Annotated in this window: 34 protein-coding genes; 19 read left to right on the plus strand and 15 right to left on the minus strand. The window is 39.7% G+C overall.

Annotated elements, in window-relative coordinates; all coding sequences use genetic code 11:
* Positions 1 to 122 precede the first annotated feature (122 nt).
* Entirely contained in the window at positions 123 to 611 is a 489-nt protein-coding gene (gene pssA, locus AF333_RS30315; RefSeq protein ID WP_043065708.1) for a CDP-diacylglycerol--serine O-phosphatidyltransferase, read from the minus strand.
* 65 nt (positions 612 to 676) lie between these two features.
* Positions 677 to 892 carry a hypothetical protein gene (locus AF333_RS30320; RefSeq protein WP_043065709.1) on the minus strand — a complete coding sequence of 72 codons (216 nt, stop codon included), beginning with the start codon at positions 890 to 892 and terminating at the stop codon, positions 677 to 679.
* Positions 893 to 1077: 185 nt separating this feature from the next.
* Here AF333_RS30320 and AF333_RS30325 point away from each other — a divergent pair, with 185 nt between their 5' ends.
* Positions 1078 to 1386 carry a hypothetical protein gene (locus AF333_RS30325; protein WP_043065710.1) on the plus strand — a complete coding sequence of 103 codons (309 nt, stop codon included), beginning with the start codon at positions 1078 to 1080 and terminating at the stop codon, positions 1384 to 1386.
* Between the two features lie 41 nt (positions 1387 to 1427).
* Here the strand turns inward: AF333_RS30325 and AF333_RS30330 are convergent, their stop codons facing one another.
* The 3 genes from AF333_RS30330 to AF333_RS30340 form a co-directional block, all read right to left on the minus strand.
* Entirely contained in the window at positions 1428 to 1748 is a 321-nt protein-coding gene (locus AF333_RS30330; protein ID WP_043065711.1) for a DUF5665 domain-containing protein, read from the minus strand.
* Between the two features lie 95 nt (positions 1749 to 1843).
* Positions 1844 to 2125 carry a hypothetical protein gene (locus tag AF333_RS30335; protein WP_043065712.1) on the minus strand — a complete coding sequence of 94 codons (282 nt, stop codon included), beginning with the start codon at positions 2123 to 2125 and terminating at the stop codon, positions 1844 to 1846.
* Positions 2126 to 2140: 15 nt separating this feature from the next.
* The gene (locus tag AF333_RS30340) at positions 2141 to 3421 is read right to left on the minus strand and encodes an ArsB/NhaD family transporter (protein ID WP_043065713.1); all 1281 of its coding nucleotides are present in this window, start codon (positions 3419 to 3421) and stop codon (positions 2141 to 2143) included.
* Between the two features lie 201 nt (positions 3422 to 3622).
* Here AF333_RS30340 and AF333_RS30345 point away from each other — a divergent pair, with 201 nt between their 5' ends.
* Positions 3623 to 4513 (plus strand): hypothetical protein, encoded by an 891-nt coding sequence (locus AF333_RS30345; protein WP_043065714.1) that lies wholly within the window; start codon positions 3623 to 3625, stop codon positions 4511 to 4513.
* Here AF333_RS30345 and AF333_RS36585 read toward each other — a convergent pair.
* Positions 4500 to 4679 carry a hypothetical protein gene (locus AF333_RS36585; RefSeq protein ID WP_235497070.1) on the minus strand — a complete coding sequence of 60 codons (180 nt, stop codon included), beginning with the start codon at positions 4677 to 4679 and terminating at the stop codon, positions 4500 to 4502. The two genes, AF333_RS30345 and AF333_RS36585, sit on opposite strands and share 14 nt — an antisense overlap.
* A gap of 221 nt (positions 4680 to 4900) precedes the next feature.
* Between AF333_RS36585 and AF333_RS30350 the strand changes: the two genes are divergently transcribed.
* Positions 4901 to 5542: a TVP38/TMEM64 family protein gene (locus tag AF333_RS30350; RefSeq protein WP_043065715.1), complete on the plus strand. Its 642-nt coding sequence runs from the start codon at positions 4901 to 4903 to the stop codon at positions 5540 to 5542.
* A gap of 140 nt (positions 5543 to 5682) precedes the next feature.
* Here the strand turns inward: AF333_RS30350 and AF333_RS37115 are convergent, their stop codons facing one another.
* Entirely contained in the window at positions 5683 to 5808 is a 126-nt protein-coding gene (locus AF333_RS37115; protein WP_255322252.1) for a hypothetical protein, read from the minus strand.
* A 4-nt stretch (positions 5809 to 5812) separates the two neighbouring features.
* Positions 5813 to 6898, minus strand: coding sequence for a response regulator aspartate phosphatase (locus AF333_RS30355; protein WP_043065716.1), 1086 nt, complete (start codon positions 6896 to 6898; stop codon positions 5813 to 5815).
* 458 nt (positions 6899 to 7356) lie between these two features.
* On the opposite strand from AF333_RS30355, the gene AF333_RS30360 reads away from it, so the two are divergent.
* From AF333_RS30360 to AF333_RS30370, 3 genes are all read left to right on the plus strand, one after another.
* Positions 7357 to 10044, plus strand: coding sequence for a YhgE/Pip domain-containing protein (locus AF333_RS30360; RefSeq protein WP_043065717.1), 2688 nt, complete (start codon positions 7357 to 7359; stop codon positions 10042 to 10044).
* A gap of 163 nt (positions 10045 to 10207) precedes the next feature.
* Positions 10208 to 11272, plus strand: coding sequence for a MerR family transcriptional regulator (locus AF333_RS30365; protein ID WP_307723428.1), 1065 nt, complete (start codon positions 10208 to 10210; stop codon positions 11270 to 11272).
* 70 nt (positions 11273 to 11342) lie between these two features.
* Positions 11343 to 11948 carry a class I SAM-dependent methyltransferase gene (locus AF333_RS30370; RefSeq protein ID WP_043065718.1) on the plus strand — a complete coding sequence of 202 codons (606 nt, stop codon included), beginning with the start codon at positions 11343 to 11345 and terminating at the stop codon, positions 11946 to 11948.
* A gap of 39 nt (positions 11949 to 11987) precedes the next feature.
* Here the strand turns inward: AF333_RS30370 and AF333_RS30375 are convergent, their stop codons facing one another.
* Complete coding sequence (locus tag AF333_RS30375; RefSeq protein WP_043065719.1) at positions 11988 to 13196, minus strand: DUF418 domain-containing protein; 1209 nt, start codon at positions 13194 to 13196, stop codon at positions 11988 to 11990.
* Positions 13190 to 13690, minus strand: a complete 501-nt coding sequence (locus tag AF333_RS30380) for a GNAT family N-acetyltransferase (protein WP_043065720.1) — start codon at positions 13688 to 13690, stop codon at positions 13190 to 13192. Before AF333_RS30380 ends, AF333_RS30375 begins: the two co-directional genes overlap by 7 nt.
* Before the next feature lie 583 nt (positions 13691 to 14273).
* Here AF333_RS30380 and AF333_RS30385 point away from each other — a divergent pair.
* From AF333_RS30385 to AF333_RS30395, 3 genes are all read left to right on the plus strand, one after another.
* Positions 14274 to 14549 (plus strand): WGxxGxxG family protein, encoded by a 276-nt coding sequence (locus AF333_RS30385; protein ID WP_043065721.1) that lies wholly within the window; start codon positions 14274 to 14276, stop codon positions 14547 to 14549.
* A gap of 490 nt (positions 14550 to 15039) precedes the next feature.
* Complete coding sequence (locus AF333_RS30390; protein ID WP_043065722.1) at positions 15040 to 15576, plus strand: sigma-70 family RNA polymerase sigma factor; 537 nt, start codon at positions 15040 to 15042, stop codon at positions 15574 to 15576.
* Complete coding sequence (locus AF333_RS30395) at positions 15573 to 16877, plus strand: hypothetical protein (RefSeq protein ID WP_043065723.1); 1305 nt, start codon at positions 15573 to 15575, stop codon at positions 16875 to 16877. Before AF333_RS30390 ends, AF333_RS30395 begins: the two co-directional genes overlap by 4 nt.
* 73 nt (positions 16878 to 16950) lie before the next feature.
* Here AF333_RS30395 and fbpA read toward each other — a convergent pair whose 3' ends face one another.
* The 5 genes from fbpA to AF333_RS30415 form a co-directional block, all read right to left on the minus strand.
* Positions 16951 to 17112, minus strand: coding sequence for a Fur-regulated basic protein FbpA (gene fbpA, locus AF333_RS32520; RefSeq protein ID WP_021620760.1), 162 nt, complete (start codon positions 17110 to 17112; stop codon positions 16951 to 16953).
* Positions 17113 to 17528: 416 nt separating this feature from the next.
* Positions 17529 to 18965: a recombinase family protein gene (locus AF333_RS30400; protein ID WP_052812017.1), complete on the minus strand. Its 1437-nt coding sequence runs from the start codon at positions 18963 to 18965 to the stop codon at positions 17529 to 17531.
* A 207-nt stretch (positions 18966 to 19172) separates the two neighbouring features.
* Complete coding sequence (locus AF333_RS30405; RefSeq protein ID WP_052812019.1) at positions 19173 to 19856, minus strand: hypothetical protein; 684 nt, start codon at positions 19854 to 19856, stop codon at positions 19173 to 19175.
* A gap of 97 nt (positions 19857 to 19953) precedes the next feature.
* Positions 19954 to 20412 (minus strand): ImmA/IrrE family metallo-endopeptidase, encoded by a 459-nt coding sequence (locus AF333_RS30410; protein WP_043065724.1) that lies wholly within the window; start codon positions 20410 to 20412, stop codon positions 19954 to 19956.
* A 20-nt stretch (positions 20413 to 20432) separates the two neighbouring features.
* On the minus strand, positions 20433 to 21074 hold the full coding sequence (locus tag AF333_RS30415; RefSeq protein WP_052812021.1) for a helix-turn-helix domain-containing protein: 642 nt from the start codon (positions 21072 to 21074) through the stop codon (positions 20433 to 20435).
* Between the two features lie 162 nt (positions 21075 to 21236).
* On the opposite strand from AF333_RS30415, the gene AF333_RS34055 reads away from it, so the two are divergent.
* The 10 genes from AF333_RS34055 (at position 21237) to AF333_RS30460 (ending at position 25669) form a co-directional block, all read left to right on the plus strand.
* Positions 21237 to 21473: a helix-turn-helix domain-containing protein gene (locus AF333_RS34055; protein ID WP_043065725.1), complete on the plus strand. Its 237-nt coding sequence runs from the start codon at positions 21237 to 21239 to the stop codon at positions 21471 to 21473.
* Between the two features lie 56 nt (positions 21474 to 21529).
* Positions 21530 to 21679 (plus strand): hypothetical protein, encoded by a 150-nt coding sequence (locus tag AF333_RS34060; protein WP_158502389.1) that lies wholly within the window; start codon positions 21530 to 21532, stop codon positions 21677 to 21679.
* Entirely contained in the window at positions 21676 to 21864 is a 189-nt protein-coding gene (locus tag AF333_RS30425; RefSeq protein ID WP_043065726.1) for a hypothetical protein, read from the plus strand. The genes AF333_RS34060 and AF333_RS30425 overlap by 4 nt, the downstream gene beginning before the upstream one ends.
* 65 nt (positions 21865 to 21929) lie before the next feature.
* Positions 21930 to 22445 carry a helix-turn-helix transcriptional regulator gene (locus tag AF333_RS30430; RefSeq protein WP_043065727.1) on the plus strand — a complete coding sequence of 172 codons (516 nt, stop codon included), beginning with the start codon at positions 21930 to 21932 and terminating at the stop codon, positions 22443 to 22445.
* Entirely contained in the window at positions 22442 to 22669 is a 228-nt protein-coding gene (locus AF333_RS30435; RefSeq protein WP_043065728.1) for a hypothetical protein, read from the plus strand. Before AF333_RS30430 ends, AF333_RS30435 begins: the two co-directional genes overlap by 4 nt.
* A complete protein-coding gene (locus AF333_RS30440) occupies positions 22666 to 22980 on the plus strand; it encodes a hypothetical protein (protein ID WP_043065729.1) in 315 nt (104 codons plus the stop codon). Before AF333_RS30435 ends, AF333_RS30440 begins: the two co-directional genes overlap by 4 nt.
* A 65-nt stretch (positions 22981 to 23045) precedes the next feature.
* Positions 23046 to 23336, plus strand: a complete 291-nt coding sequence (locus AF333_RS30445; protein ID WP_043065730.1) for a hypothetical protein — start codon at positions 23046 to 23048, stop codon at positions 23334 to 23336.
* Between the two features lie 14 nt (positions 23337 to 23350).
* Complete coding sequence (locus AF333_RS30450; RefSeq protein ID WP_139189119.1) at positions 23351 to 23728, plus strand: hypothetical protein; 378 nt, start codon at positions 23351 to 23353, stop codon at positions 23726 to 23728.
* A 94-nt stretch (positions 23729 to 23822) separates the two neighbouring features.
* A complete protein-coding gene (locus AF333_RS30455; protein WP_043065732.1) occupies positions 23823 to 24773 on the plus strand; it encodes a YqaJ viral recombinase family nuclease in 951 nt (316 codons plus the stop codon).
* A gap of 14 nt (positions 24774 to 24787) precedes the next feature.
* Positions 24788 to 25669, plus strand: coding sequence for a recombinase RecT (locus AF333_RS30460; protein ID WP_043065733.1), 882 nt, complete (start codon positions 24788 to 24790; stop codon positions 25667 to 25669).
* The last annotated feature ends 6 nt before the right edge of the window (positions 25670 to 25675 follow it).

Raw genomic sequence — 25675 nt, forward strand, 5'->3', positions numbered from 1 at the left:
GATTTAACAGCTTTTCGAATAAAGTAAATATATTCAAATTATTAAGATTGATAAGTAACTGAATAATTAGCTCTTTTATTAAAAAAGCTCCTGATATACAGGAGCAAAAAAGCAGTGAAACATTATAGTTTTGGAATACGTATAGGACTTACCATTAGAATAGCTAACAGCAACATGAGTAGCGGACTTGAAAAGGAGAATAGAGCCAGTACGGCTACGATAAGCCCGGCCAGTGTAATCGGTATTCCCATATAGTAGCCTACAGTTGGCTTAATATTAAAACGGCCAAGACGCCAAGCACCAGCAATTGGGAATGCAATGAATGCGAGTGTTAGTAGCGGGGAGGGCGTGTGCATCGTATGAACAAGGATGGCTGGCGCTACGCCAAAACTAACGATGTCTGCCAATGAATCCAGCTCGACACCCATAGGGCTGTCCACACGTAACATGCGTGCAAGCTTGCCATCGAAGACGTCGCACAACGCTGCAAGCAAAATCAGAAAAGCAGCCATTTTGTAATATCCGTTCATGGCAAACGTAAGCGAAAAAATTCCGCATACGAGATTTCCAAGCGTAAAACTATTTGGAATCGACCTTCGAATCGAATTCATTCTTCACCTCAGCACCTTCTTTATTTTGCATTGTACCATATAGGGTGGCAAATAAAAATAACCCGTCAGCAAAATGCTGACGGGTTTTCGTTTTTATCGCATTGATCATCTTTTGACAGCGCTTCATCCATGACATAAAGGGAAGGGGGACTGACGAAAAGCTGGGGGTCCTTGTTAACCGGCACAAAATCTGAGGAGCAAGTTTCGCAAATGTTCATATCTACACGGTGCGAGTCGCCCTGCTTGACCTGCAGGCAGGATAAACATACATACATCCTCATGCTTTGTCCTCCTTCATAAAAAGATACATTATCAGTATACCATATTTGTTCGAATATTTACACTACATATATGTTACTTTTTTACATTTAGAACTAAAGTATGAGATAGCACAGATGACAGGATGTCTTTTCCTTTATATAATAAGCGGAATAGTCGCGTTTTGATACAAGAAAGGAAGAGGAAAATGAAGGAAAATAGAAAAGAACTTGAACAAAAAGTAACGGAGATATATAGACGGGATACGAACGCTATGGTGCTCGTTTTTGCTCAGTGGTGTATCAATCATGGCTTGGAGCCTATTTCTGTATACGAAGAAGCGTATCCCGAGCAGGCAATACCTGCTGAGTTACAAAGCATGCTGGCGTTAACCGTACCAAAAGAGGAAGCGGGAGACATTGCATTGGAAACATTGATGAATGTATTACTGGCATTCGATAATGAGCGTTTGGCTGCTGTCGTCCAGCAAAAAGCGGAAGCAATTAAAAAAAGCTAACAAGGTGGATGAAAAGAAAACACCTTACGCGTGTACCTCTATTATCCCCGTACCGTTTTGAATCGTTCTATCCATTCCAGCAGCGTATTAATGGATTCGCCGATGAGAGGCAAGGAGATGAAGGCATTCAGTATGAGAGCGACCAGGAAAATTACGAATATAGTGCCAACACCCATACCAATAGTGGTTGATAGTAAAGCAAGTATATTGAGCTTCAGGCGTTTTTTTGGATGCTGGTATTGTTCGATAGCTCGGATAAAACGTAACTTTTCACCTCGACTGGCGAGCCATACTTCTCGCTGACTGACGCGTAGTTTCAATTCATCTTCTTTTAGCGTAATGGACGATCGGGATTTTTCCATACTTCTCCTCCCATATAGTGTAGATTCATAGTTGTCCTTACCCTTTTTTAAAATGAAAAACCGGGCCAAAGATTAATCTTTGGCCCGATAAATAGTTACTGTTTCCATTCAAGGTACGTGATGATTTTATATTTGAATAAAGCGAGTAAGAAGTCGATGTAATGATCCTGACGGACAATTACCTGATATTCATAGCCGGGATGTGAGTAGAAAATAACGTCGGTATATACTTTGTCACTATCGAAAAATGCGCGTATCTTGCGCAAAGCCGGTAGGACTGTATCAACATCTTTAACCTTGAAGATGAATTCCTTATCCTGATCATTGTCCTTCTCCTCAATGTGCAAAAGACTCGTATCGTATCGGTAAGCAACCATACAATATCTCCCTTCCTATATAAGATAACGCAGATATATATATATCGTAGAAATCACAATGGACAAAATCATCAGCGGGAAGCCGATCCACAGAAATTTCAAGAAGGAGATATTTTGTCCTTCTTTGGCAGCCATGCCTGCAACAATTAGATTGGCACTCGCGCCAATCAATGTTCCATTGCCTCCAAGACATGCGCCAAGCGCCAGAGACCACCAGAGAGGTTCCAGGTCGGAAATACCGATTCTACCCATCTCTTGAATCATCGGAATCATCGTAGCGACGAACGGAATATTATCGACAAAGGCGGATGCGATAGCGCTCATCCACAGGATGAGCAATGAAGTAGCCACAAGGTTGCCCTCCGTCAATTCAATTGCCTTTGTTGCTAGTTGGGCGATAACGCCGGTTTCCACGAGACCGGATACAAGAACAAATAGACCAATAAAGAAGAAGATGGTTGTCCATTCTACTTTCGGCAGGGCATCTTCAAGATAGTGCTCACCTGTCAACAGTAGAAGAACGAACGCACCAAGCAGAGCGATAGTTGCAGATTCGACATGGACGATTTGATGAATGAAAAATCCGCCGATCGTCAATGCGAGAATGAGCAAACATTTTTTCAGTAGGGTCGTATCAGTAATCTCATCTTTTTCATTCAAATCCATTAGTCCTGCTTTTAATTCTTCTGTTGTCTGTATTTGTTTGCGGTACAGAAGTGCAAGAATGGCAACGGTAATAATAAGAATTACGATGGAAATAAATGTGAGATTATTGATAAATGCCACAAATGTCAGTTCCTTAACTGCGCTGCCAATCATAATATTCGGCGGATCACCGATCATTGTGGCCGTTCCTCCAATATTGGCAGTAAGGATTTCTGAGATAAGGAACGGAAGTGCAGAAATACGCAACTGGCGTGTAATACTGAACGTTACCGGTACCATCAGCAGGACCGTCGTTACGTTATCGAGAAACGCAGAACCAATTGCTGTAATCATGCTGAGCGCGATGAGGATTTTAACAGGCTCACCATTTACTTTTTTGGCCGACCAAATGGCAATAAATTTAAAAAGTCCGGTTTGCGCAGTAATTGCCACGATAATCATCATCCCGGTCAACAGTCCGAGTGTATTGAAATCGATATGGTGAATCGCGGTCTCTTGGTCCACGATTCCAAGGACAACCATGAGCGCGCCCCCTAGCATGGCTACGATTGTCCGGTGGATTTTTTCGGAGATAATCAAGGCGTATGTAACCAGGAAAACTCCGATGGCTATAATTGCTTGTTGTTCCATTATTGTAATTCAAAACCTCCTATACTCAAAGAATATGCTCCACAACTTATTCATATACGGGATAGTAATGAAAAGGTTTCAAAAAAATTGTGAAAAGCGATGGAAAAGTCTGTTTTTTTCTAAAGGGATATGTAATTGTAGAACGAATATATACATATAAAGAGCGAACGCTCAGTCAAAAAATGATGAGGAGAAAAAAACATGATAAATCGATGGAAAATCTTCAGCTATCCAATGTCAAGTGAACAAAAAGTACTCGAACATGTTAAAAGCAAGCTGTTGGAAGTAGAGCAAGATTCAATTGTTGTGTTACCGGAATACCTGGCTTATACAGAAGAGAATTCGAGGCAAGCTCTTACGGCGCTTATCGATATATGCCAATCAAAAAACATAAGTGTAATCACAACATTAAATCTTGTGCCACCAACTCTGCCGCATGCTATCAAAGACGTTAATTACAATGTGCTCACCATCGTAACGAAGGAAGGAAAGGTGCATACACCTCAAGCGAAAATCACACCTCAATCCTTTGAGCGGGTTCAGTACCAACCTCGTTTTCCAAAAATGAATGTGGGAGACTATAATTATTTAAATAAGGTCACCGTTGAAATTGATGGTGCAGAATTCAGCGTATTTTTTGTGATTTGCTCGGATGTATATTGTCTCATGGCAGGTGTAGAGAAGAAGGAAGAGTTAAAAGCAGACTACTGTATTGTTCCAGGGAACTTCGGCAATGGGGCGGAGAAGGCGGTCCGAAGAACATTAGAAAGATTCCGTGAAGCGGGTCTGTTCCAAACGACAATCTTCTCCAATCCGTACCAGAATATAAAAGATGCAAGTCAAACGCCACTTGTCAAAGAAGCTACTGAGATGATTGAATTAGACCCAACCCGCTCTATCAAAGAACTTACGGATTGGGATCGAATACAACTGGTTAAGGAGAACGTGGCTGTCTACCCAGATGAGCAAGTTCCGAGCTTTGTCCATATGACAAACCTGACGGCCATGGATGAAGGAAGAATGACCGTTGGCATGAGCCGTTTTCCCGTTGTCGTGCAGCTTGGAAGTTATGCAGAGGTTATTCGATTATAAAGTTACACATCTGTTGATTATCCATAGATTGGAAGCGATAAGATACACGTGTCGGCGTGTTCACTCGCCAGGCGAAAAAGGGCAGCGTGTCTTTTTCCGACCGCTCCCACTCACCGCCCTTCCTTCTTTTCTTACCTCCCACCATGAAAATTTGTCGATTCATCAAATCAGATGTATATAGATAATCAACACCTTTAAAAGATGGCACAAGCTAAATACAGGTGATAAAAACAGGTTCTCTGCGTTTACTACAACGTAATGAAGCCTGTTTTTTGGTTGAACAACGGTATAGTTATGATTAGTGTCAACTCTTTTTCTTTCAACAGATGGATAATCGGCAAGTGTGATACTATATAAGAAGGATAATGCCAATACAGGGAGTAGGTTATGAATAAAAAAGTTATTAGTATTCTTCTTTTCGTTCTGATTGTTGTTTTGGGTTACACACAAAAAGATATATGGGTGGAATGGATGAAACAAGGTGGTATGCTTGCGGTGATCGTTAGCATATCGCTTGTTGCTATCGACGTGTTCTTTCCCATTATTCCGTTTCCTATCCTGGCTGGAATGATTGGGGGCTTTTTTGGTGTTTGGCAAGGGACAAGTATTACGTTAACAGGTGCAATGTTGGGTACGATGATTTTATTTTTTCTGGTACGCTACGGCTTCCGCGATTGGGCGGAAAGCTATGTAAACAAGCATCCAAAAGTGAATGAATACAAGCAGTCTTTTGAGAAAAATTCGTTTGTAGCGATATTTCTTAGCCGGGCTATTCCGGTAGTTCCATCTCTTGCAGTGAACGCGGTTTGCGGTCTAAGTAACGTAAGATGGTCTACCTTTTTCTTAGCTTCGTTGCTAGGGAAAATACCGAATAATTTATTGGTTAACTTTGCTGGAGCAAATTTTGAAAAGAGCAAGTGGTTCTCATTTGGGATATATGGGGCCTATATGTTAATCATTTTTATTATCACCTATATCATGACATATAGAAAACTGTCACGAGCACAAGTACAAGGAGCAGATGAATAAACCGCACATAAGTAAAGAGACTGCCTAACGCTACTATCATTAAGGCAGTCTCTTGTTACTTTGCAGCATGCTATTTACACGCTGAGACGCCTGTTAGAGGCGTCTTTTTGATGGTTAAAACTAAGTAAACAGAACGTTTTTTACCATCCGTGATGACCGTATGGTGTAATGCGAGGCTCGCCATTATCGGCGCTTGAAGCAAACGGCGTAATTCCTAAAACAGCGACCAGTGAAAACAATGCGACTAAGACTTTTACTTTTTTCATCCTACTAATCCTCCCTTTTGGTTTTATTATTAGCTTCTAGAGCTAATTGATAATAGGTACAAGCTTTTTGGTATTGCCTGTTTTGGCAAAAGTAGTAGGCGAATTTCTCGGCATAATCTTTGACAAATCCCCAAATTTTTTTCTTTTGGAAGTAGGCTATGCCTTCTTGAAACGCCTGTTGGATTTCGTATTCTTTCGCATTTGCATTCAAAACATTAAGAATATTAAAATGGTGTAAATACTCTTCGTTATTCAATTTATTACAAGCTGCTACACCTTCTTGGATTGAGTTTATGGCCTCTTGATTTTTACCTACTTTAAAGTACTCTCTTGCTAAAGCATATAAAGTTCGATAATTTTTCTCCATATTATATGAACAACTCAAATGGTCAATAGCAAGTTCGGATAGGTTTTGTTCCGAATAGAGTAGACCTAAATTATATGTAATGCGACACCTTAATCTTGTATTATGCTTAACCATATTTGTAAGGGATAAAGCATTGTTGAAATGCTCCTCAGACTCTTTGAATTTATTTTTAATCATCCAGCAAATCCCTAGTAAGTTTTCACAGTCAGCTTGTCTATGTTTATAGTTTTCATATTTATCGAAAATCTCTTTTGCCTTTAGAATATGTTGAATGGCTAGCAATATCTGCCGCGTATAGCTAAATGTCCAGGCGACTTTATGATGAAATTCTGCTTTCTCAATTTCATCACCGATTGTTTCTAACTTTTTCTCTGCAAGTTTGTAATAGGAAAGAGCCTCATAATAATTTCTTAAATTGTATTCGTACATGCCCTGAAAAAAATAATAATAATATGCGAGTAAGTTATCTAGTTCCTCAGGATTCGTTTTTTCTAAAGGGGATGTCAAATCTGCTACATTTTCAAGTAATAACTTATAACGAAATTCTAGCAAGGAATAGTACAGTAGAAGTGTCTGGTTCTTTTCCATCCGTGTAATTTTTTCAGCCACATCACGTTTAATGAAGGCTACTTTTTCTAGATTTTCTTCCCGCATTTGTATGTACCAGTTATTAAGCAACTCCATAACTTGTTCCGAACTAATGACATTGAGATCCCCTCTCATAAGTCCTCCTCTAGCCTTCGATGATATGGATAAATTAACCTGTTATTTTATAGCATATATTAGCATAATATGTAAAGTTGTGCACTATTTTTTTACAATATATTTTAAAAAATCTTAAACTTTGTTGCTGTTTCGTCATATAAAGACACACTTTGGGTTAAATGATTATGATCATAGGCGGGTAAAGAAAGAGCATAAGACGCAACATATCAAAGCTGAGTAGTTACCAGGTGCACTATTAGGTATATAGCTTTGAAATTCGACACAGTTAGTCTGTTTCTAATTTATGGATTTTATAACATCAACTTTTTTTCGTTTTTAGCATTTTATTTATGTTATACATAGTAGTAGCGTATTTTTTTTCATTTTCTTTTCATAACGGATGATGCATACTCTCAGGGGAATAATATTTTTGCTCAGAAAGCAGTTAATAACGGAAAGAATTAGGTGAGCAGTGGATGAAGAAAATTTTACAAATTTATAAAACAGATTGGAAAAATATTTTTAAAGTACCGATCGCCCTTTTTTTAATTGTCGGATTAATGGCTCTGCCATCTCTTTATGCATGGTTTAATTTAAAAGCGGGATGGGACCCATACGGAGATACATCAGGTATTGCTATTGCTGTTACGAATGAAGACGAGGGCACGCATATTCGAAAAGGAGATATCGATAAAGAAATTAATGTCGGTAAAGAAATTGTAGACAGTCTTAAGAAGAATAAAAAGCTTGGCTGGACATTTGTTAGTAAAGAAGAAGCGGAGCGAGGAGTCAATCATGGCGATTATTATGCAAGCTTGCTTATTCCAAAAGATTTCTCAGCTAAAATCGCTACAATCTTAGAAGAAAATCCTCAAAAACCTGAGATAGAATACAGTGTAAATGAGAAAATTAATGCGATCGCTCCTAAGATAACAACAACAGGCGCTTCAGGGGTAGTTGCGCAAGTAAGCGAAAACTTTGTAAAGACTGCGAGCGAAGCAATTTTTACGATTTTTAACGAGGTTGGCATCAAACTGGAGCAGGAATTACCGACCATCCGTAATATCGAAAACCGTATTTTTGAGCTTGAAAAGCGTCTACCTGATATCGAACAAGCAGGGAATAAGGCATTAGAATTCGAGAAAAAGTTGCCAGAAATCCGCAAGCAAAGTGAGAAAGTCATCGAGCTAGAAAAAAAGCTTCCAGAAATAAAGAAAGCAGCGAATCATATTCTTACACTTGAGGAAAAGCTGCCGAAAATTAAAGAGGTTGGCGACGAAATTCTGGTCATTCAACAAAAACTGCCCGAAATTCAAAAAGCAGCAGATCGTATTGTAGAAATTGATCAGAACTTCTATAAAGTGGAGAGTGTGCTAAATAAGGCAATAGAAGATGCGAAAAAGGCGGCAGGAATTATTAGTAGCGCACAACAAGCGTTGCCGAAGCTTGAGCAAATCGCAAAGGATGGTGGCGATTTTGCAAATAGCCTGAATGAGTTTCTACAGAAAAACGATGGAGCTTTTGAATCGGTTGCCCCTATCATCAAGCAAAATTTAATTCTTCTGCAACAAACAGCGGATGCTGTTACGCAAATAACGGAAACACTTAAACAAGCCAACATCGATCCGAAGCCGACATTGGAAGCATTGTCCTTCTTAGAAGCTCGGTTATCAACGGGTGTGAAGGTTATCGACAGAACGACTGATTTGCTGACGAAGTTAAATAAGTATATACCTAATCATCCGCTTGATCGTACGATTACGCGTTTACACGCTGTAAAAACAAATTTTGAAAAGCAGATCAGTACAATGCAGGCTATTCAAAACGCTATTAAACGTGGAGAGCAGCCAGCGAAAACAATCGTCGATAACTTAAACTCATTATCAAAAGATGCAAACGATGCATTGGGTGGTATTCTGTCGCGCTATGATTCAGAGATTGTGCCGAATATAAATAAAGCGCTTGATCAGCTTAAGAGATCCGCACAAAATGCTAGTGATGTATTGCAGACGGCACAGACGAAATTGCCAGATATTAAAGCGATCCTTGATGATGCGGCATTGGGAATTAATTATGGACAGCAAGAGCTGATACGTCTGCAAGGAGACCTGCCGGAAATAAGAGCGAAAGTGCATGAAGTAGCACAAAGCATTCAAGAGAAGATGGAGCGCTTGACGGAGGGCATCAATGCAGCAGCGAACTTTGTCCAAAACGATCTGCCGAAACTGGAACCGAAAATCCATCAGGCAGCTGACTTCGTCCGAAATGATTTGCCACGGGCCGAGCAAGAAGTTCATAAAGTATCCAACCTTATTCGGACAAAATTGCCAGAAGTTGAAGCGGCTGTGCATAAAGTTGCCAATCTTGTTCGCCAAGACCTACCGGAACTAGAGGACTCGGTAAGAAAGGCTGCGGATAAAATTCGCGAATTTGAAAAATCGAAAAATCTTGGCGAAATCATTGAGCTATTGAAAAATGATATTCGCAAAGAAAGTGACTTTTTGGCGCAGCCGGTATTGTTGAAAGAAAACAAGAAATTTCCGATTCCGAATTACGGCTCAGCCATGTCACCGTTCTATACAACGCTTTGCTTATGGGTTGGAGCGATTTTACTCGTTTCCTTGCTACGTCTTGATGTAGAAGATCCAGAAGGGATATATAAAAGCAATCATATCTATTTTGGAAGGCTGTTAACCTTTTTAACAATTGGAGTATTCCAGGCGCTTATTGTCACGATAGGAGACATGGCGGTATTAGGCGCGTATGTTGTTGATAAGGTTTGGTTTGTAATGTTTGGCGTATTTATCAGCATTGTGTTTATGACGATTGTTTACACCTTTGTATCGGTGTTTGGAAACATGGGAAAAGCACTTGCGATTATTATGCTTGTCTTGCAGCTATCAGGGTCTGGCGGAACATTCCCGATTCAGGTGACACCGCCATTCTTCCAGGCTATCCATCCATTTTTGCCTTTTACGTATGCGATTGGTTTAATGCGTGAAGCAGTGGGCGGAATGCTGTACGACATTGTTATTAAAGATATCGTTTTTCTATTACTGTTCCTTGGGGCAGCACTTCTCCTGGGATTGGTATTAAAGGAACCGTTAAGCAAGTCAACACAACGAGTCGCTGAAAAAGCAAAAGAAAGCAAGATCATTCATTAGAAAAAACAATGTGATAGGAATGCAGATAAAAAAGCAGTTGCTGTCTTTTTAGATAGTAACTGCTTTTTATTTAAATATAGATGAGGTAGCTACTGCCGTAAATAATCCATCTTTACATTAACCTTACGTCAATGTTTTGATGTAACAGAGGGGGTGTTGGTATATGGAAGAAATGAGAATTAAAGATATTGCGGAGAAACTTAATATTTCGGCACGTGCTGTTCGTTTCTATGAACAAAAAGGGCTAATTTCCCCAAGAAAGCAAGAAGGAAACCAGTACCGGCTATTCACTCAGGAGGATGCATGGAGATTGCAGACCATTATTGCATTACGGGAAGTGGGAATGTCTGTAAAAGAGATAAAAAAAGTTCTGGATGAGATGAATGAGGGAGAAAGAGAAAATATACCGTATTATCTTGAACTGCAACGGGCGGCTATGTTTGCTCAATGGATTGAATTAAAGCAAATGATTACAACCATCGACCAAATGATTACTGTGTGTAAAGAAAAAAATGTTTTGGATAGCGAAGAAATGTATCGCCTGTCGGAAGGTTCGAAAAGACTGCGTGAGTGCAGAAAAAGCTGGTATGATCGTTGGAACTTCGACTGCCGGGCTATGTCATATGATAGGGAGCTTCATCATCACCACTTTGGATTTGACATTCACAATCATTATAAACAGGCGCTTGATATGACAGTAAAATGGGTGAATCCTCGAATAGGGGAGAAGGGGCTGGATATTGGAACAGGGACAGGAAATCTGGCAGGCAGATTTTCAGATAAAGGAGTAAGCATTGCGGGCGTTGACCAATCCAAGGAAATGCTTGCTCAGTGTCGTAACAAGTATCCGGGAATGGAGACGAAACTGGGAAACTTTCTTGCGCTTCCCTATGTAGATAGTCAATTTGATTTTGCTGTAACAAGCCTTGCTTTTCATCACATAACAAATGAGCAACAGCCATTAGCATTAGAGGAAATGAAGCGGGTTTTAAAGCCTTCTGGTCGTATTTGCATCACAGACTTAATGTTCGAGAGCACAGAAGACAGGGAGGGGTATATCAAACAGCTAAAACAGCAGGGGCAAGAGGAGGCGATTCGTCTAATGAAGGATAAGCATTATGCGTTTCTTCCTGATGTACTTTATTGGTTTGAAGAAAATGATTATATTACGAAGCACAAAAAAATAAATAATCTCTTATACATCGTATACGCAGTTCCCATTCGGTAAGAAAAACGGTTGAGCTTTCCCCTGCGTCATACTTTATGCTTGCCTTATCTTAAACGAAGGAGGATGCAGGATGGATAAGGAACAATTGGAGCGACTGTATGCACAGGAAGAATATTATTGGGGAAAGGAACCGAGTGAGCTAGCGAGAAAATTGCTGACTTATATGAATGGTTCTGCCAAGATGATTATTGATTTAGGGGCGGGAGAAGGCAGGGATAGCGTTTTTCTAGCCAAACAAGGATGGGACGTTATAAGCGTGGATATCGCATCAGCTGGCTTAAGAAAGGCACGCAAGCTTGCAGAAGAAATGGGAACGGCTCTTCAGACCATTCAGGGGGATGTGAATGATTTTGTCTTCCCTTGCAAAGTCGATGCGCTGTATTCAATTGGTGCTCTTCAGTACATCAAGCCGGAAAACAGGCAACGACAATTCCAGCATTTTAAAGAGAATACACAAAAAGGCGGGATTCATGCTTTATTTGCTTTTATAGACCACCCTGATATCGAAACGGCACCCGATTGGGGAGAGAACGAATATCTTTACATTAGAGAAGAACTACAAGCTTACTATGCGGATTGGAAACAGTTATATACCGAAGAAATAATCTTTTCCTGTAATTCAAGCGATATTCCCCACCGTCATGCTGCAAGAATCTTAATTGTGAGGAAAGTCTGAGATACAACAAGCGGGATGCAGAAAATGCACCCCGTTTGTTTATTTGTGTACAATTTTTATTGATTGCAGGGCGCCATATGTAATGGAGCGCCATATCCATTCCAGCGGGCCAAAGCGAAAAAAACGAAGCCAGTAAAAGCTAAATAAAATTTGTAGTACATAGACGGTAATACAGATGATAAGACCTATACCTAATGTGAAGGTCTCAAATAATCCGAAGCCTCTCATCAGTATGAGCGCAACTATAGTCTGCCCGAGGTAATTAGTAAGCGCCATACGCCCTGCATAGCCAAGCGGGACGAGAAGGGTGCGGGCTAACCGATTTCCCATCAACAGAAGAAGCGAACTCATATAGAAGAAACATAACGTTAGACCGCTTAGCTGGATAAAGAGGCGTTTAGCATCAAGTTTCGCCGCACCGAATGATACAATATCGTATTCGACGGCGAATACCATGCTAACCAATGGAATACTCATCGTGAGCGTACCTATCCACGTGAGCCAAATAAACCGGGTATGTTTATCAGGTTCACGTAAAATTCCTCTTCGTCCCGCATACAGTCCAAACAGGAACAGAGGGAGAATTGAGGCGACGGTTAGCGGTGTATTGGACAGTATGTCGCTTACTTCTGCAGAGAAACGATAGGTTACCCACTCAATGTAACTGGCATGCTCATACATGTCCAGCGTCCTCTTCATCTCCTGCTGTCCGAGAGCATGCTGTTCCTGCTGTAAGCTTCCATATAGTTGATCGGAAAAAAACAGCGGCAATGCCATAAGGCTAAGTACGATAATTAGCAGGCCAAACGCCCATCCCAGGATAACCCGGTTGCTTTTACGATAGAAGAAGAGCAGGATAAAACCGGCCAGCGCATATGTATGCAAGATGTCGCCATACCATAAAAAAATAAGGTGCAGCAGACCGAACACAAGCAGTACCAGCAATCGACGCGTGAATAAGCGGTATACCGGAAATCCCTTTTTCTCTGCCCGGCACATGAAGATGTAGAAGCCTAGGCCAAATAGGAATGAGAAAATAGTATAAAATTTCGTCTGAACGAACATATCATAAAATAAACGAATGCTTCGATCTAGACCGGTATATCCAGGATCGAGCGAGAACATCTGGACAGGGTAGCCAGCAGGATGAAAGGAAGGGAAATTAACAAGAAAGATGCCAAACAATGCGAAACCGCGAATAATATCAAGCGAAGCGATACGCTCCTGCCCTGTAATTGGTGTTAGCACGAATTCTCTCCTGCTTCAGCATACAACGTTTTTTCCAGCATAATCATATCCAGGGCACGAATCCCATTTTCGAAAATGGGTTCAGGATATGCAGCGAAAAAATCCCGCTTTATGCCAGTCATTCGAAATCCTGCTTTTTGATAAAAAATTAGATTTTCAATGCTTGAATTTGCAGTGCCTACAATTATGCTTTGGTACCCTTTTTCTTTGTACATTTCACATATCGTCTGAAGGATAGCCTTACCGTATCCCTTTCCCTGATGTATTGGTTTGACAGCTATGTTTTTAATTTCTACGGTATCTCTTGATTTTTTTATCATAAGTATGACACCGATCGTTTCATGTTTTTCATTATGTACAGAATACAGTTCCCCATCATGCAGGTACTTTTTTACGATTTCTTCACACTCATCTGCTAACAAGAGCAAATTCAAATATGTATGTCGTTCATCATGCTTTACTTCGAATAATTGGACAACGGTAGGAACAACCACTGTTTCACACTCCTGACATGTATTAGCTTAAATAAAAGAGAAAAAGGCAGATAATTGTGTCGAATCCTAAAGATACAAGGATTATAAAATCATCTTTCTCCCCCATTATTATACAATAAAGTAAAACTTCCATCAGCTTACTACCCATTGGACAGGGATAAAAAATAGAAATTCAAACTAAAAAAAGCCCTCCTGCGATAAAACAGGAGGGTTAAGGAGAGAGAAAGGGAGTAGAAAGTTCTACTTGTTACAAGTATTTCCTCTTCATCCGATAAATAAACAATCTTTTTTTCAACAAAGAACACTGGGTATAAAGTAAAACCTTCATCAGCTTACTGCTCATTGGACACAGCCAAAAAAGATGCCCCTTATTTTAAAGGGGCAAAGAGGGGGGATTCATTAATTAGGGTGCTATTGTACTATGTAAAAACAACAGACAATAAATATTTACCCTGTGAAAGATAAATTGAAACAAAAAAATTTTTTATGTATCGCTTCATATTCTTGAAAAAATGTATAAAAAGACCGTGAAGTGCAGATGATAAGATTTGAAAGTAGAATCTAACAAAGGAGCTTGCTAATTATGCTGAAGAAATTACAGATTGTACTTATGGCTTTTATGCTAACAACCGCACTAGGAACACAGGTTTTTGCTGAGAACACGGGTGTTGACGGGAATATGAATACTAACCAGACGAATACGACGAACTATCAGGGTACGAATACGAATAACTATCGTACCGCTGCTACTGCCGATACGAACCGGGGAAATAACTGGGGTTGGATTGGATTATTAGGTTTAGTAGGTCTGGCAGGATTACGGGGAAGGAATAGAGATCCGGAACCCGACCGCAAATAATGATGATGTCACTCTTCGGAGTGACTTTTTTTATTGTAGGAAAAAGATACAGTATGAGTACCAAAAGTTTATTTCGAAAAGTTGGTTTTAAAAAGCTTGAACTATGGAATGGTTCTTTTTTATATAAAGGTTAAAAAATGGAAGCGAGAGAAGAGGTGGATATCTCGCTTCCGTGGTTAGAAGGTGACAAATGAAGAGAGTACTTGTCAGTACTTTAAAATACAAGCAAATATCATGCCAAATAAGATAGGCAGAAGAATAGCCGTACTTGCATATGCTTGTATGTAAAACAGCATAAAGAAGTTATTTTTGCATATATAGCAATATTCCTGAATAAAAAATTGTTCTAAGCTTTCAATAGAGTAAGCAGGTGTGAAAATTGTAGTCACTCTTTGGAGTGGCTTTTTTTATGCATATTTTAAAAAACAAGGGATAGTTTTGGGCATTTTTTCTCTCTAATTTATAGAGAGAAGAAACAGGAGGTGAAAAGGTGGGAGGAAACGATTACGTTACATACGTTAGACAAGCCCAGCAAGGGGATAAGGATGCTTTTTGCCAGCTTATTAAACAAAACGAAGCTTCCCTTTATCGTGTTGCTCGATCAATTTTAAAATTGGATAGCGAATGTTTAGATGCGATTCAGGAAGCTGTACTTGAAGCATATATTGCGCTGAATCAACTTAGGGAACCTCATTATTTTAAAACGTGGTTAATTCGTATTATTATCCATAAATGCAACCAGTTTTTAAAGAAGAATAAAAAGATCATTTCTTTGGGTGCGATGGAAGAAGCAGTTGAATTACCTAAAATGGATGATTATTTCGCGTTGCGGGAGGCTATTCAGCAATTGGAAGAAAAGTCTCGTCTAGTCATTACTCTCTTTTATTTTGAAGGGTTTGCTCTGCATGAAATAGCGGAGTTATTGGGGATACCGGAAGGAACAGTACGCTCGCGGTTGGCCAGAGCTCGCAAAAAGCTTGCAGAATTATTGAGTGAAAAACAGGAGAGGAGGTATCCTTTTTCATGAATGACAAACAAATTGATCAGATTTTACGGGAGTTTTCCAGAGTAGATAAGCAGAATGTGCCGGAATGTATATCTAAAGGATTGGATGAAACGTTAGCACAACTTGATAATATTCAGCATAAAGACAAACCTCGACGTGTAAAAAGAAAAGTAGGCTATGCTGCAAGTGTTGTTGCACTTATTGCTTTTTGCGTGCTAGGTTCTGGATTCGTTTCACAGACAATGGCTGAAGTACTTCAAGAGGTACCTGTTATCGGTCCTATTTATAAAGTGGATAAAAATGAACTGGATGCTACGGCAAAAAAATCACTTAATCACGTATATAAGCTTTTTCCTGAATTAAAAAACTACCATATTGGGCTTGTAGTTAAAGGAACGAGGAAGCACGGGTATAATACAGAGCAGTGGGACATTGTATTTACCAAAGAAAATAAAGAGATAAATACATTAGATGGTGATGCCCGTGTTGAAATTGAAGCTGCAACTGGGAGGATTTTATCAGTACGGCAAAAAAAGGAGTTTTCAGGAACTATAGTTTATAGTAATCCCTCTCCTACAAGTGAACAAGTTATACGTAAAGCAGAAAGCTTCCTGAAACAAATGATTGGAAATGAAAGTCAGGATTATTTCTTGAGAGATATAGGTGATGTATGTGAGGACGCAAATCCAGCAGAAATTGCGGGAAAATCCTTTCTCTTTTTTAAGAAATTCAGTGCAGATGAAAGAAGTTCATCTATTACTGTGGAAGTAGATCGTGAAAATAATATAAATTATTTTGAGCGCTCCTTTTATGACGCTCTGGAAATTACAGCGAATGAATTGAATATGCAGGAAGTACAGCTTATATTAGATAAAGTTTATAAGGTATATCCGGATGTAAAAGAACTTGAAGTTGTTCGTGCAACAAGAGGAAAAGAAAATGTAGTCAATGCAGTCGCACACGAAAGAACAGCATTGTGGTTACATGAAAAAGGAAAACATCGATTAGTTATCCAGGTGAAATTTGATACATCAGGGAATATACTAAGCCTGTATCGTTATTCAACAAAAGGATTCGAAAAGCGATTTTCAGATCAGGATACGAAAGAAAAAGCAATAGCATTGGTAAAAGAACTGTACGGAGAAAAATCAAATGAATACGAATTTGTACGTACTAGAGCAGGTACTAGTACTTATAAAGGAAAAGATGTGGCATTGAACGCTGCCGTTTTTAAAAGTGTAAACAATCCTAAAAAAAGTTTGTCAATCGATTTTCAAGGTGATGGAGCAGTGCTTGGAATCACTGTATTTGAGGAGAAATAGCTTAGAAATAAGAAAGCATAAAGTAAAGAAGACCCGGCGAGTATCCGGGTCTTCTTTATTCATGATGATTTTTTTATGTGCAATATACTTTTTCTTTTTTCTTCTGTAATAGGGCATGAAATAGCTCTCGCTTGATTTCCTTTTCTGAGCACTCATACAGCTGGCGATCGCCTATCTTGAAAATCCCCATTTCTAATAGCCTGTCAATATAGGTTTGAATTTTTTCTTCCTTCATAATAAACACCTCTTTAGAAAGTAGAGCAGTTCATTTTACACGCCTATACCAACCCAACCACAATTTTGATTATACAGCGTATATATTACAGTATGATGACAGGTAAATTAAATATATTTAATAATCATGTAAAATATAGTGGGGTATGCAGGGATCGAACCTGCGACCTGCCGATATTATCAAACAAAGCGAGGAGGAGAGCAAGTCAGTATCCAGGTTTCTGGTTGGCAACGAAAAACACTCTGAGTGATAAGAAAAATCGGGTATAATAAGAAGGGAAAAATATATGGATAACGAGAGGGAAGGAGTCATTATAGATGGGCGTTATGTTTTCGAGTCCTCGCATAACCAAAAGTAACGTTTTTTATATAAACTATGCCCAGACAGTGACTCTGGGCTTTTTCTTTAGGTGCTATTCATCGTAGGGTAAAGCTAACAATATCTACTCCGATGTCGCGAGGACCAGTTCGCCCTTGTGCTTTTGTATCGACAGAAATGCTTTCGAATATCTCATTAACAAATTGTTTCTTAGAATAATCGTCAATGTCTAACCAAACGGATCTTAACTCCTGTAGGTGTTGCAACAATTCATCCTCATCCCATTCGACTGTTTCTTGAGGTTGTTCTGTAAGCAACTCCATAATTCGCTGTTCCTTTTTCTTTTCTTCTGCCATATTTGCACGCAGTTGATCCACATCGATAGCATCGTTTGCAAAAGCTTCCTGCCATTTCTTTTTTCGCTTTGCGATAACTTTCAATTCTTCTTCCAAAGCATCACGGTCACTGTATAATACTGGTTCTTCCTTTTCAACTTGGAGTTCTCTTTTGGTCTGTTCGTCAATTTTCCATTTTGCACGTTCTAAAAACGCTTCGGTTACTTTCCATTCTGCAATGATCGGCATATCACAATTACGATGATGGAATCGACCACTGCAACGATAATACTTATATAGTGCCCCAGACTTTCGTTGACGATGTGTGCCGATAAAATTTGAACCACAACGAGCACAACGAAGCACACTACTGAAAGGATAAGAAGAAGTCATTCTTTTACCAAGTAGACTCCGGCTTTCACGGACTCGTTGTATCTCTTCGAATTCCTTCTCGCTAATAATTTTTTCATGCGATCCTTCCGTAATAATTTCTTCACTGCGCGAATCTTTGTTCCAGCGAATCTTTCCACAGTAAACCGGATTTTCAATCACATACTGTACTGTAAAGGTTGCCCATTGTTTGTTTCGTCTTCCTAATAGCCCTTCTTTATTCAAAATACGAGCAGTGTGGTTCAATCCTTTGGTCTTGTACAATTCAAACATTCTACGTACAATAGGGGCCTCTTTCTGATCAATAATTAATTTACCGTTTATGAGCTGGTAACCGAAAGGAGCATAAGAGCCGTTACGCTCACCTTTCAATACCTTTTGCTCCATACCCATCTTTACACGTTCAGCGAGGTTTTCCCGTTCCCATTGAGCCATTGCCCCCACTAGAGTAATAAAGAAACGTCCCATTGCTGACGTAGTTTCAAAAGTTTCAGTAGCTGATTTGAATTTTACTTCGTACTTATCGAAAAGCTGTAGCAAATTGTGAAGGTCAGTGACTGAGCGTACCAGGCGGTCAAGTTTATAAACGAGAACAACATCAAAGTGCTTTTTAGTCATGTCATGCATCATACGCTGCATTTTAGGGCGATTTAAGTCTTTTGCTGAAAAGCCATCGTCAATATAAATATCTGCAATCTCCCATCCTTGGGAGTTTACAAAATCGATAAGACGGCTTCTTTGTGCGTCAATACTGTAACCTTCTTTCGCTTGTTCTGCTGTAGATACACGGGCGTAGATAGCTGCTCTCATGTTCTCCCTCCTATGGATTATGTGAATATACTGTAAATAAAATGTGTATATCTATAAAATAGGAATATACGTTCTGTTTTGTGGTTAAAAAGAAGAGCCTAGGAGTAGGCTTTATAATTATACGTAAGTAATACTATTTCCCTTGTTGTATAATTTCTTGCTGAACCTAGACTCTTCTCTATGTAAGATTTAAAAAAATGAAACGGTCTATTTTACGGTTGCAAATTCTTGAACGTATTTTTCACGTTCTTTTTTGTTGAAGTAAATATCAACAACTTGAGTTCTCCACTTATCTAATGATTTATCTTCATGAAGCTCATCTAAATTGATATTGAAGTTTTTCTCTACAAGTTTTCTACTTACATTAATCGAATGAACCTTTCCTTCAAGTGGTATGTTAACTTGTACTTCTTCCAATCCTGGGAACTCGCGTAAAACTTGAAGAGGAGCTTCCATTAATACTTTGTTAACCATATCTCCGTTTTTCCATGCAGCTAAAATAAATTCATCTGTTAGGGCTGACTCAGGAGACAGCTCTTTAAAGACCTTAGCAGTAGAAGCGTAGTCAATTTGAGCTTTGTTACCATTAATTATTTTAGCTTCTTTAAGAAATACATGATTTTTTATAGTTTTTGCTGTATATTTCTTGAAACGCACGATTTCTTCATCAGACATTTTGCGCTTTTTTTCTTGCTCGATCTGCGTTTTGTCAAATGCTTCAGTAGTGCCTTCCTCTTTGTTTGATTGAATGATTGCAAAACCAAAAACTAATACAGAAAACCCTGCTGCTATAAAATAATTTTTTGCTTCTCTTTTTCTAATAAGGGCAATGATAGCGAATATAATAAAAATCGGAATTAGTAAAAGGCTTAAAAAGCCAATAAACCACATAATTAAATCCCCTTTATTATGCATCTTTACATTTATGTATAAATTTTCTCTGGTGACTATAATAATTCCCTACATTACTATCAAAAGTAAGTAGGGCTTATTTTCTTTTTGGCATAAGCTGAAAATATTTTTCTACTATTCTCTCAGGACAGCCAGTAATTTTTGATATGTAAGAAAAACTCATAGTTTCTGAAACCTTAAAGCCATCTAGTAGCAGACAGGCAGCTCCCATATGTGCTTCATATTCCTGGCGAGATATTTGAAGCCAGTTTGGGTTATACATATTTTCTTCTGAAGTCATACTGACTCCTTGGTGTTTAAGAATAGCGTGAAATAATTCATGACAAAGAACAAATTTTTCTTGTTCGGGAGGCATGTCTGGACGTATGTATATTACTCCTTTTGCCCCTACAGGAAGAAACATACCTAAGATACCTTTAGGCAGATCATAGGTGTAAATGATGGGGAGTTTTTTATAACATGCGATATCGTGAGGTTGTACACTTCCCACTCTTCTTTTTAGATACCTCATTTTTTTTCGGATGCGTCGTAGCATTACGTCCATCCACCTCTTAGCTATTTTTCTGTGTTGCGCTTTGCCGCTTCTTTTTTATTCTGTTCTTTAACTATAAAGAAGGCTTGTCGCATGAGTAGGGCTAGCTTTTCTTTCTCTTCCCCTTCGATTTGCACACCATCATACATTAACGGGCCTTGTTCTTCTAACATCTTTTTTAAGTCAGGCGGATCATTATCGTAAACGCCTGTTCCGTATCCTTTTATATCGTCTGTATATCCGAGTAAATAATCCCTTGTTACTCCCAAAGCAGAAGCGATCTTGTCCAGTGTTTTCTGCCCAGGAAGTCCCCCTCTACCTTCTTCAAACTTTTCAATTGTATAAGGGGTAAGCCCAATTATTTGTGCTAGTTCTTCAATAGATAAATTTATTTCTTCCCGTTGTCTTTTTAAACGATATGCAAAAATCTTAAAATCATTTTTATTGTGCAAATTATCGTTGTTTTCTTCACCAGTAAGAAGCCATTCTAAGCTTACATCATACAATTCAGCTAGTGTTTTAATAGTGTCGATGTCAGGTTCGCTTCCGCCTCGTTCATACCTACTTAATGTTTTATTGTTTATATTGGTATGCTCATATACTTGGATTTGTTTTAAATTAGCGCGTTCTCTAGCTTTTCTTAAGCGTTCTCCGAGATGTGACATGTTCCACCTCCTTGAGAAAAATATATCACCATTCTCGATAAAAGAGAAAAAAATCTCAATAAAAGAGAATTGACTCTTGACTTCTTGGTTTTTGAGAATTAATATAAAGATAAAGTTCTCATTAATTGAGAAATTAGTAACGAGAAAAATGGTGGTGAGAAAATGAAAATGTATGAGCGTATCCGTAGTTATGCAAATGAAAATGGAATTAAGTTTAGTCATATCGCTGATAAATCAGGGATTGAAAGAAAAAGATTCTACCGAATGATTAACGGAGAGACAAGTATGTCAGCGGATGAGTTTGAGAAAATATTTATTTACGGATTGTCTCTAGAAAAGAAAAATTTTTTTGTTGAGAAATTCTCATTAAATGAGAATTTGATTGATGATTCAGCTTAATTTTTTTACACACTTTGATTACCAAAACCAACCTTAGTTGGAAGGGGGAGGACGCCTTGAGCAACAACGAGCCAATCTGGCTTGACACAAACAAAGAAAGATTTATCAACGCTATGAATAAATGGATCATCCCAGAAGTACTCAAGCTTGATCCTGCCGAGTTAAAACGGCGCAAAGAACAAGCGAAAAAGGAGGAAACGGCATGACCCCTCAACAAGCAGAATCGCTTCGCAAAGAGAGCGAAGAGTTAAAGCAAGGTGTTGATCAGGCATTGAACCAGCGCACACCAGAGCAGAAGAAGCGCGACCTAGACAAGTTGGTTGAAAATGCACATCGACTGCTGGGAAAGTACAACAAGCGAAAGGGGGTGAATCACCAGAATCTACCTTAAAACAAGCATAGTATAGCGGCTTGTGACAATAAATTCACAGTCAGTCACAGAAAGGGGAGATGATTATGGCGCTTGGGGAGCGCATGAGAGAAGCCCGAGACGCCGCTGAAATGACGCAGCTAGAGTTTGGTTTCGAAATCAACATGAGTCGGTCGGCGATTGGGATGATTGAGATTGAAGAAAGGAAGTTACCAAAGGAAGTTTCTCGGAAGGCTGTAGAGGTCCTGGATGATGGATTCTTTTCTATGGCAGCGGCAGAGGAAGCAGTGGGGCATTCTTGGGTGCCTAAGTTGGATGGTGAATATGTGGACCTGCATCGGTCTAGCGTTGCTAAAAAGGCAGAAGAGGAGCTGAGCGAGGCACTTGAAGCAATAGGACGTATGTGCTTGGTCAACCATCCGAAAAGCATGGACAAGCACGGACGCGCTGAACTAAGAGAGGCCCTGCTGCAAGTGGTGGATGCAATCGTAGCGCTTAGTACATACGCTGCGGTGATATGCCGGGAATACAGTCTAAGCTGGGTAAAACTCTGGCGGGACCACCGGAAGAAATTAAAAGAGAGGGGATACATCAAATCATGAATGAACAATTATACCGCTTGAAAGAAAAAGCCTGCTGGCATCAATCAAAGGCAGATGATTATGCAAACTCGGAGTTGGAATTCGCACAAGCTGCGGCGAAACAACACATGGAATTTGCACAGGAATGTTGGAATCAATACGGACAACTGCTAGCGAAACAGGAAACAGCAGAAGCGTGGAATCCGAAAGAAATCACGTTACTAAAAGGAGTTGTATTGAAATGAATTGGAACATGCGTATGCAGGAAGTGCTAGAACGCACAGCGGGCTACGATATGAGCTTGATGAGTGCCGAACAGAACGAGGCGTATCAACATCGTCTGGAACTGAATCGAATCGAACTGGAAATGAAAGAGGCGAAGCAAGAGGCCAAGGAGTACGAAGAGTTGGCTGAAGCGTACAAGGCGATTGGTGAAGAGAAAGGCTATCAGGCAGCATGGTCCTATCACAAGTTGAACTTACAACGATATCACGAATTATCACATTTTCTTGCAAAGAAAAAAGCCGCGATGTGCGGGAACACATTCACGGCCTAGACGCTAATCAAATGTACAAACCAAACANCTTAGAGTGCAATACATAACAGAAGGCAGGTGAAGAAGTGAACCAAACCAAAAGCCTAAACACCGTCATCGACGCTGTAGTTGACACACTCCTAGTCCGTCAGAAACTTGGCCGTCGCCTAGATGAAGCTATGGTCGAACGAATTTTGATTGATGAGGTCGGATGGGAAAAGGCTGGGGAGCTACTAGATCGGATTCTAATTGAACCAATCATTCAGGAAACTATCGAAGTGAACAACATGGACTTTTCAGAGCATAGCAACAGTGTTGGTGGCTACTGGTTCGAAACAGAAGCTGGTCGGCGGGATTATATGAGGGACGTACTTTGAAAGAGGGTGAAACTTTGTATAGAGGAACGCGAGAGCAGCAGTACAGAAAACTAGGCGAGCGAGGCATGGACCACTGGATGGAGCTTCAGGATTGGGATTGGAATTGGAAACATCCTTGCCCTGTGTGTGGGACAAAATTGTGGAAAGAAAGGTGGAATGAAGAATATCGGGGAGTAGTTGAAACCATAGAAAAATGTCGGAGGTGTAACTATCAGCGACATTGGTCTTATGGACGCTCGTATGATTCGGTAGGAGAAATGGAGTTGCACTATCATCCACACCTTTTGACAGAAAAACAACATTTGCAACTAGAAAAAGCATTTCAAAACGCTGTAAAACGAGAAAAAGCAAAATACCGTAAGTGGCGGAAAAAGATGTACAAAAAGCAATAAAAAATGACCAGCGGGAACTGGTCATCAGGTTTTAACAAACACTTTTTATCAATGTACCACGAAAGCTCTTTGAAAATCAAATGGGAGGTCTATCATGCAAGCAAACGTACTCGCACGCACGCTGAACATGGACCATGAAGCCTGGCTTCAACTGCGAACTCATGGTATCGGAGGCTCTGACGCCTCGATCATTCTTGGTATTAACAAATGGAAAACACCATTTGAATTATGGCTTGAAAAAACTGGGCAAGTCATACCTCAAGAACTCCAGAATGATGCTACCTACTTCGGCACCCTGTTGGAGGATATTGTAGCCAAGGAGTTTGAGAAACGCAGTGGTAAGAAGGTCCGAAGAAAAAACGCTATTTTGGAGCATCCAGAACATGAATTTATTATCGCAAACGTGGACCGGATGGTTGTGGGGGAAAAAGCTATCTTGGAATGCAAAACAACATCTGCTTACAACGCCAAGGAGTGGGAGAGCGAAGAGATACCTGACAGCTATATCGCTCAAATTCAGCATTATCTAGGCGTTTTAGGTCCGGAATATAAAAAGGGATACTTCGCTGTATTAATCGGGAGTAACAAATTCGTTTGGAAGGAAATCGACCGAGATGATGAGCTAATCGAAATCATTTTCCAGAGGGAAATTGAATTCTGGAACAACCACGTTTTAGCGAATGTAGCTCCTGCCTTAGATGGTTCTAGTGCAGCCGAACGATTTCTAAAAGAACGATTCGAGAAGGCGAAGAAAGGGAAGGCGATTGATTTAACTTCCGAATACAAGGAGAAAATCAGCCAATATCTGGCCCTTAAAGACTCCATTAAATCATTAGAAGAGCAAATGAAGGAAATTGAAAATCAAATCAAACATGAGATGAAGGATGCGGAAATGGCTTTTGTTCAAAACTTCCAAGCTGAGTGGAAAACCGTAAATTCTAACCGGGTGGACAGCAAAAAGTTAAAAGAACAATTTCCAGATATCTATAAACAGGTGATTAAGCCATCTGTCTCCCGTCGTTTTGGAATAAAAGAAATCAGCTAATAGGAGGACTAGAAATGGCCACAAACAGCTCGTTAAAAGGAAAATTAACCACTACTGGCAAGAATGCAAATCAGGTTCAGGCATCCAGTTTACCGTTAAAGGATTTACTCGGCACGCCTACCATGAAAAAGAAATTTGAGGAACTCATGAATGATCGGGCTCCCCAGTATATTACATCCATTATCAATCTATACAACAGCGAAACCTCACTACAAAAATGTGAGCCAATGTCAGTTGTTTCTTCTGCAATGGTCGCTGCCACATTAGATTTACCAGTTGATAAAAATTTAGGTTATGCCTGGATTGTCCCTTATGGAAATAAAGCGCAATTTCAGCTTGGTTACAAAGGATATATCCAATTAGCCTTACGCTCTGCCCAGTATCGATATATCAATGTGACCCCAATTCATGAGGGTGAACTTATAAAGTGGAATCCTCTTACAGAAGAAATTGAGATTGATTTTGAGGCACGGGCATCAGATGCGGTAATAGGATACGCAGCTTATTTTGAACTACTAAATGGATTCAGAAAAACCATCTACTGGACGAAAGAACAAGTTGAAAAGCATCGGAAGAAATTCAGCAAGTCGGATTTTGGATGGAAGAATGATTGGGACGCTATGGCTATGAAAACCGTGCTGAAGTCTCTCTTATCGAAGTGGGGTATCTTGTCTATCGAAATGCAAAAAGCTGTTGTAGAAGATAATGACGAGCGCGAGATAAAGGACATTACTAGCGAGTCACAAAACGGCTATAACGGCGCAATAGAGGCCGAGGTAGTTGTTGCTGAAGATATCCCGATGGACGAGCCTACACCAACAGAGAAGCAGCCAGAAGGCAAGGAAGACGACGAGCTAGACAAAGTAGCTGAGCAATTCGATAAAGGACTAATTTAGGGGCGC

It is taken from the genome of Aneurinibacillus migulanus (genome assembly GCF_001274715.1).
Lineage (GTDB): Bacteria > Bacillota > Bacilli > Aneurinibacillales > Aneurinibacillaceae > Aneurinibacillus > Aneurinibacillus migulanus.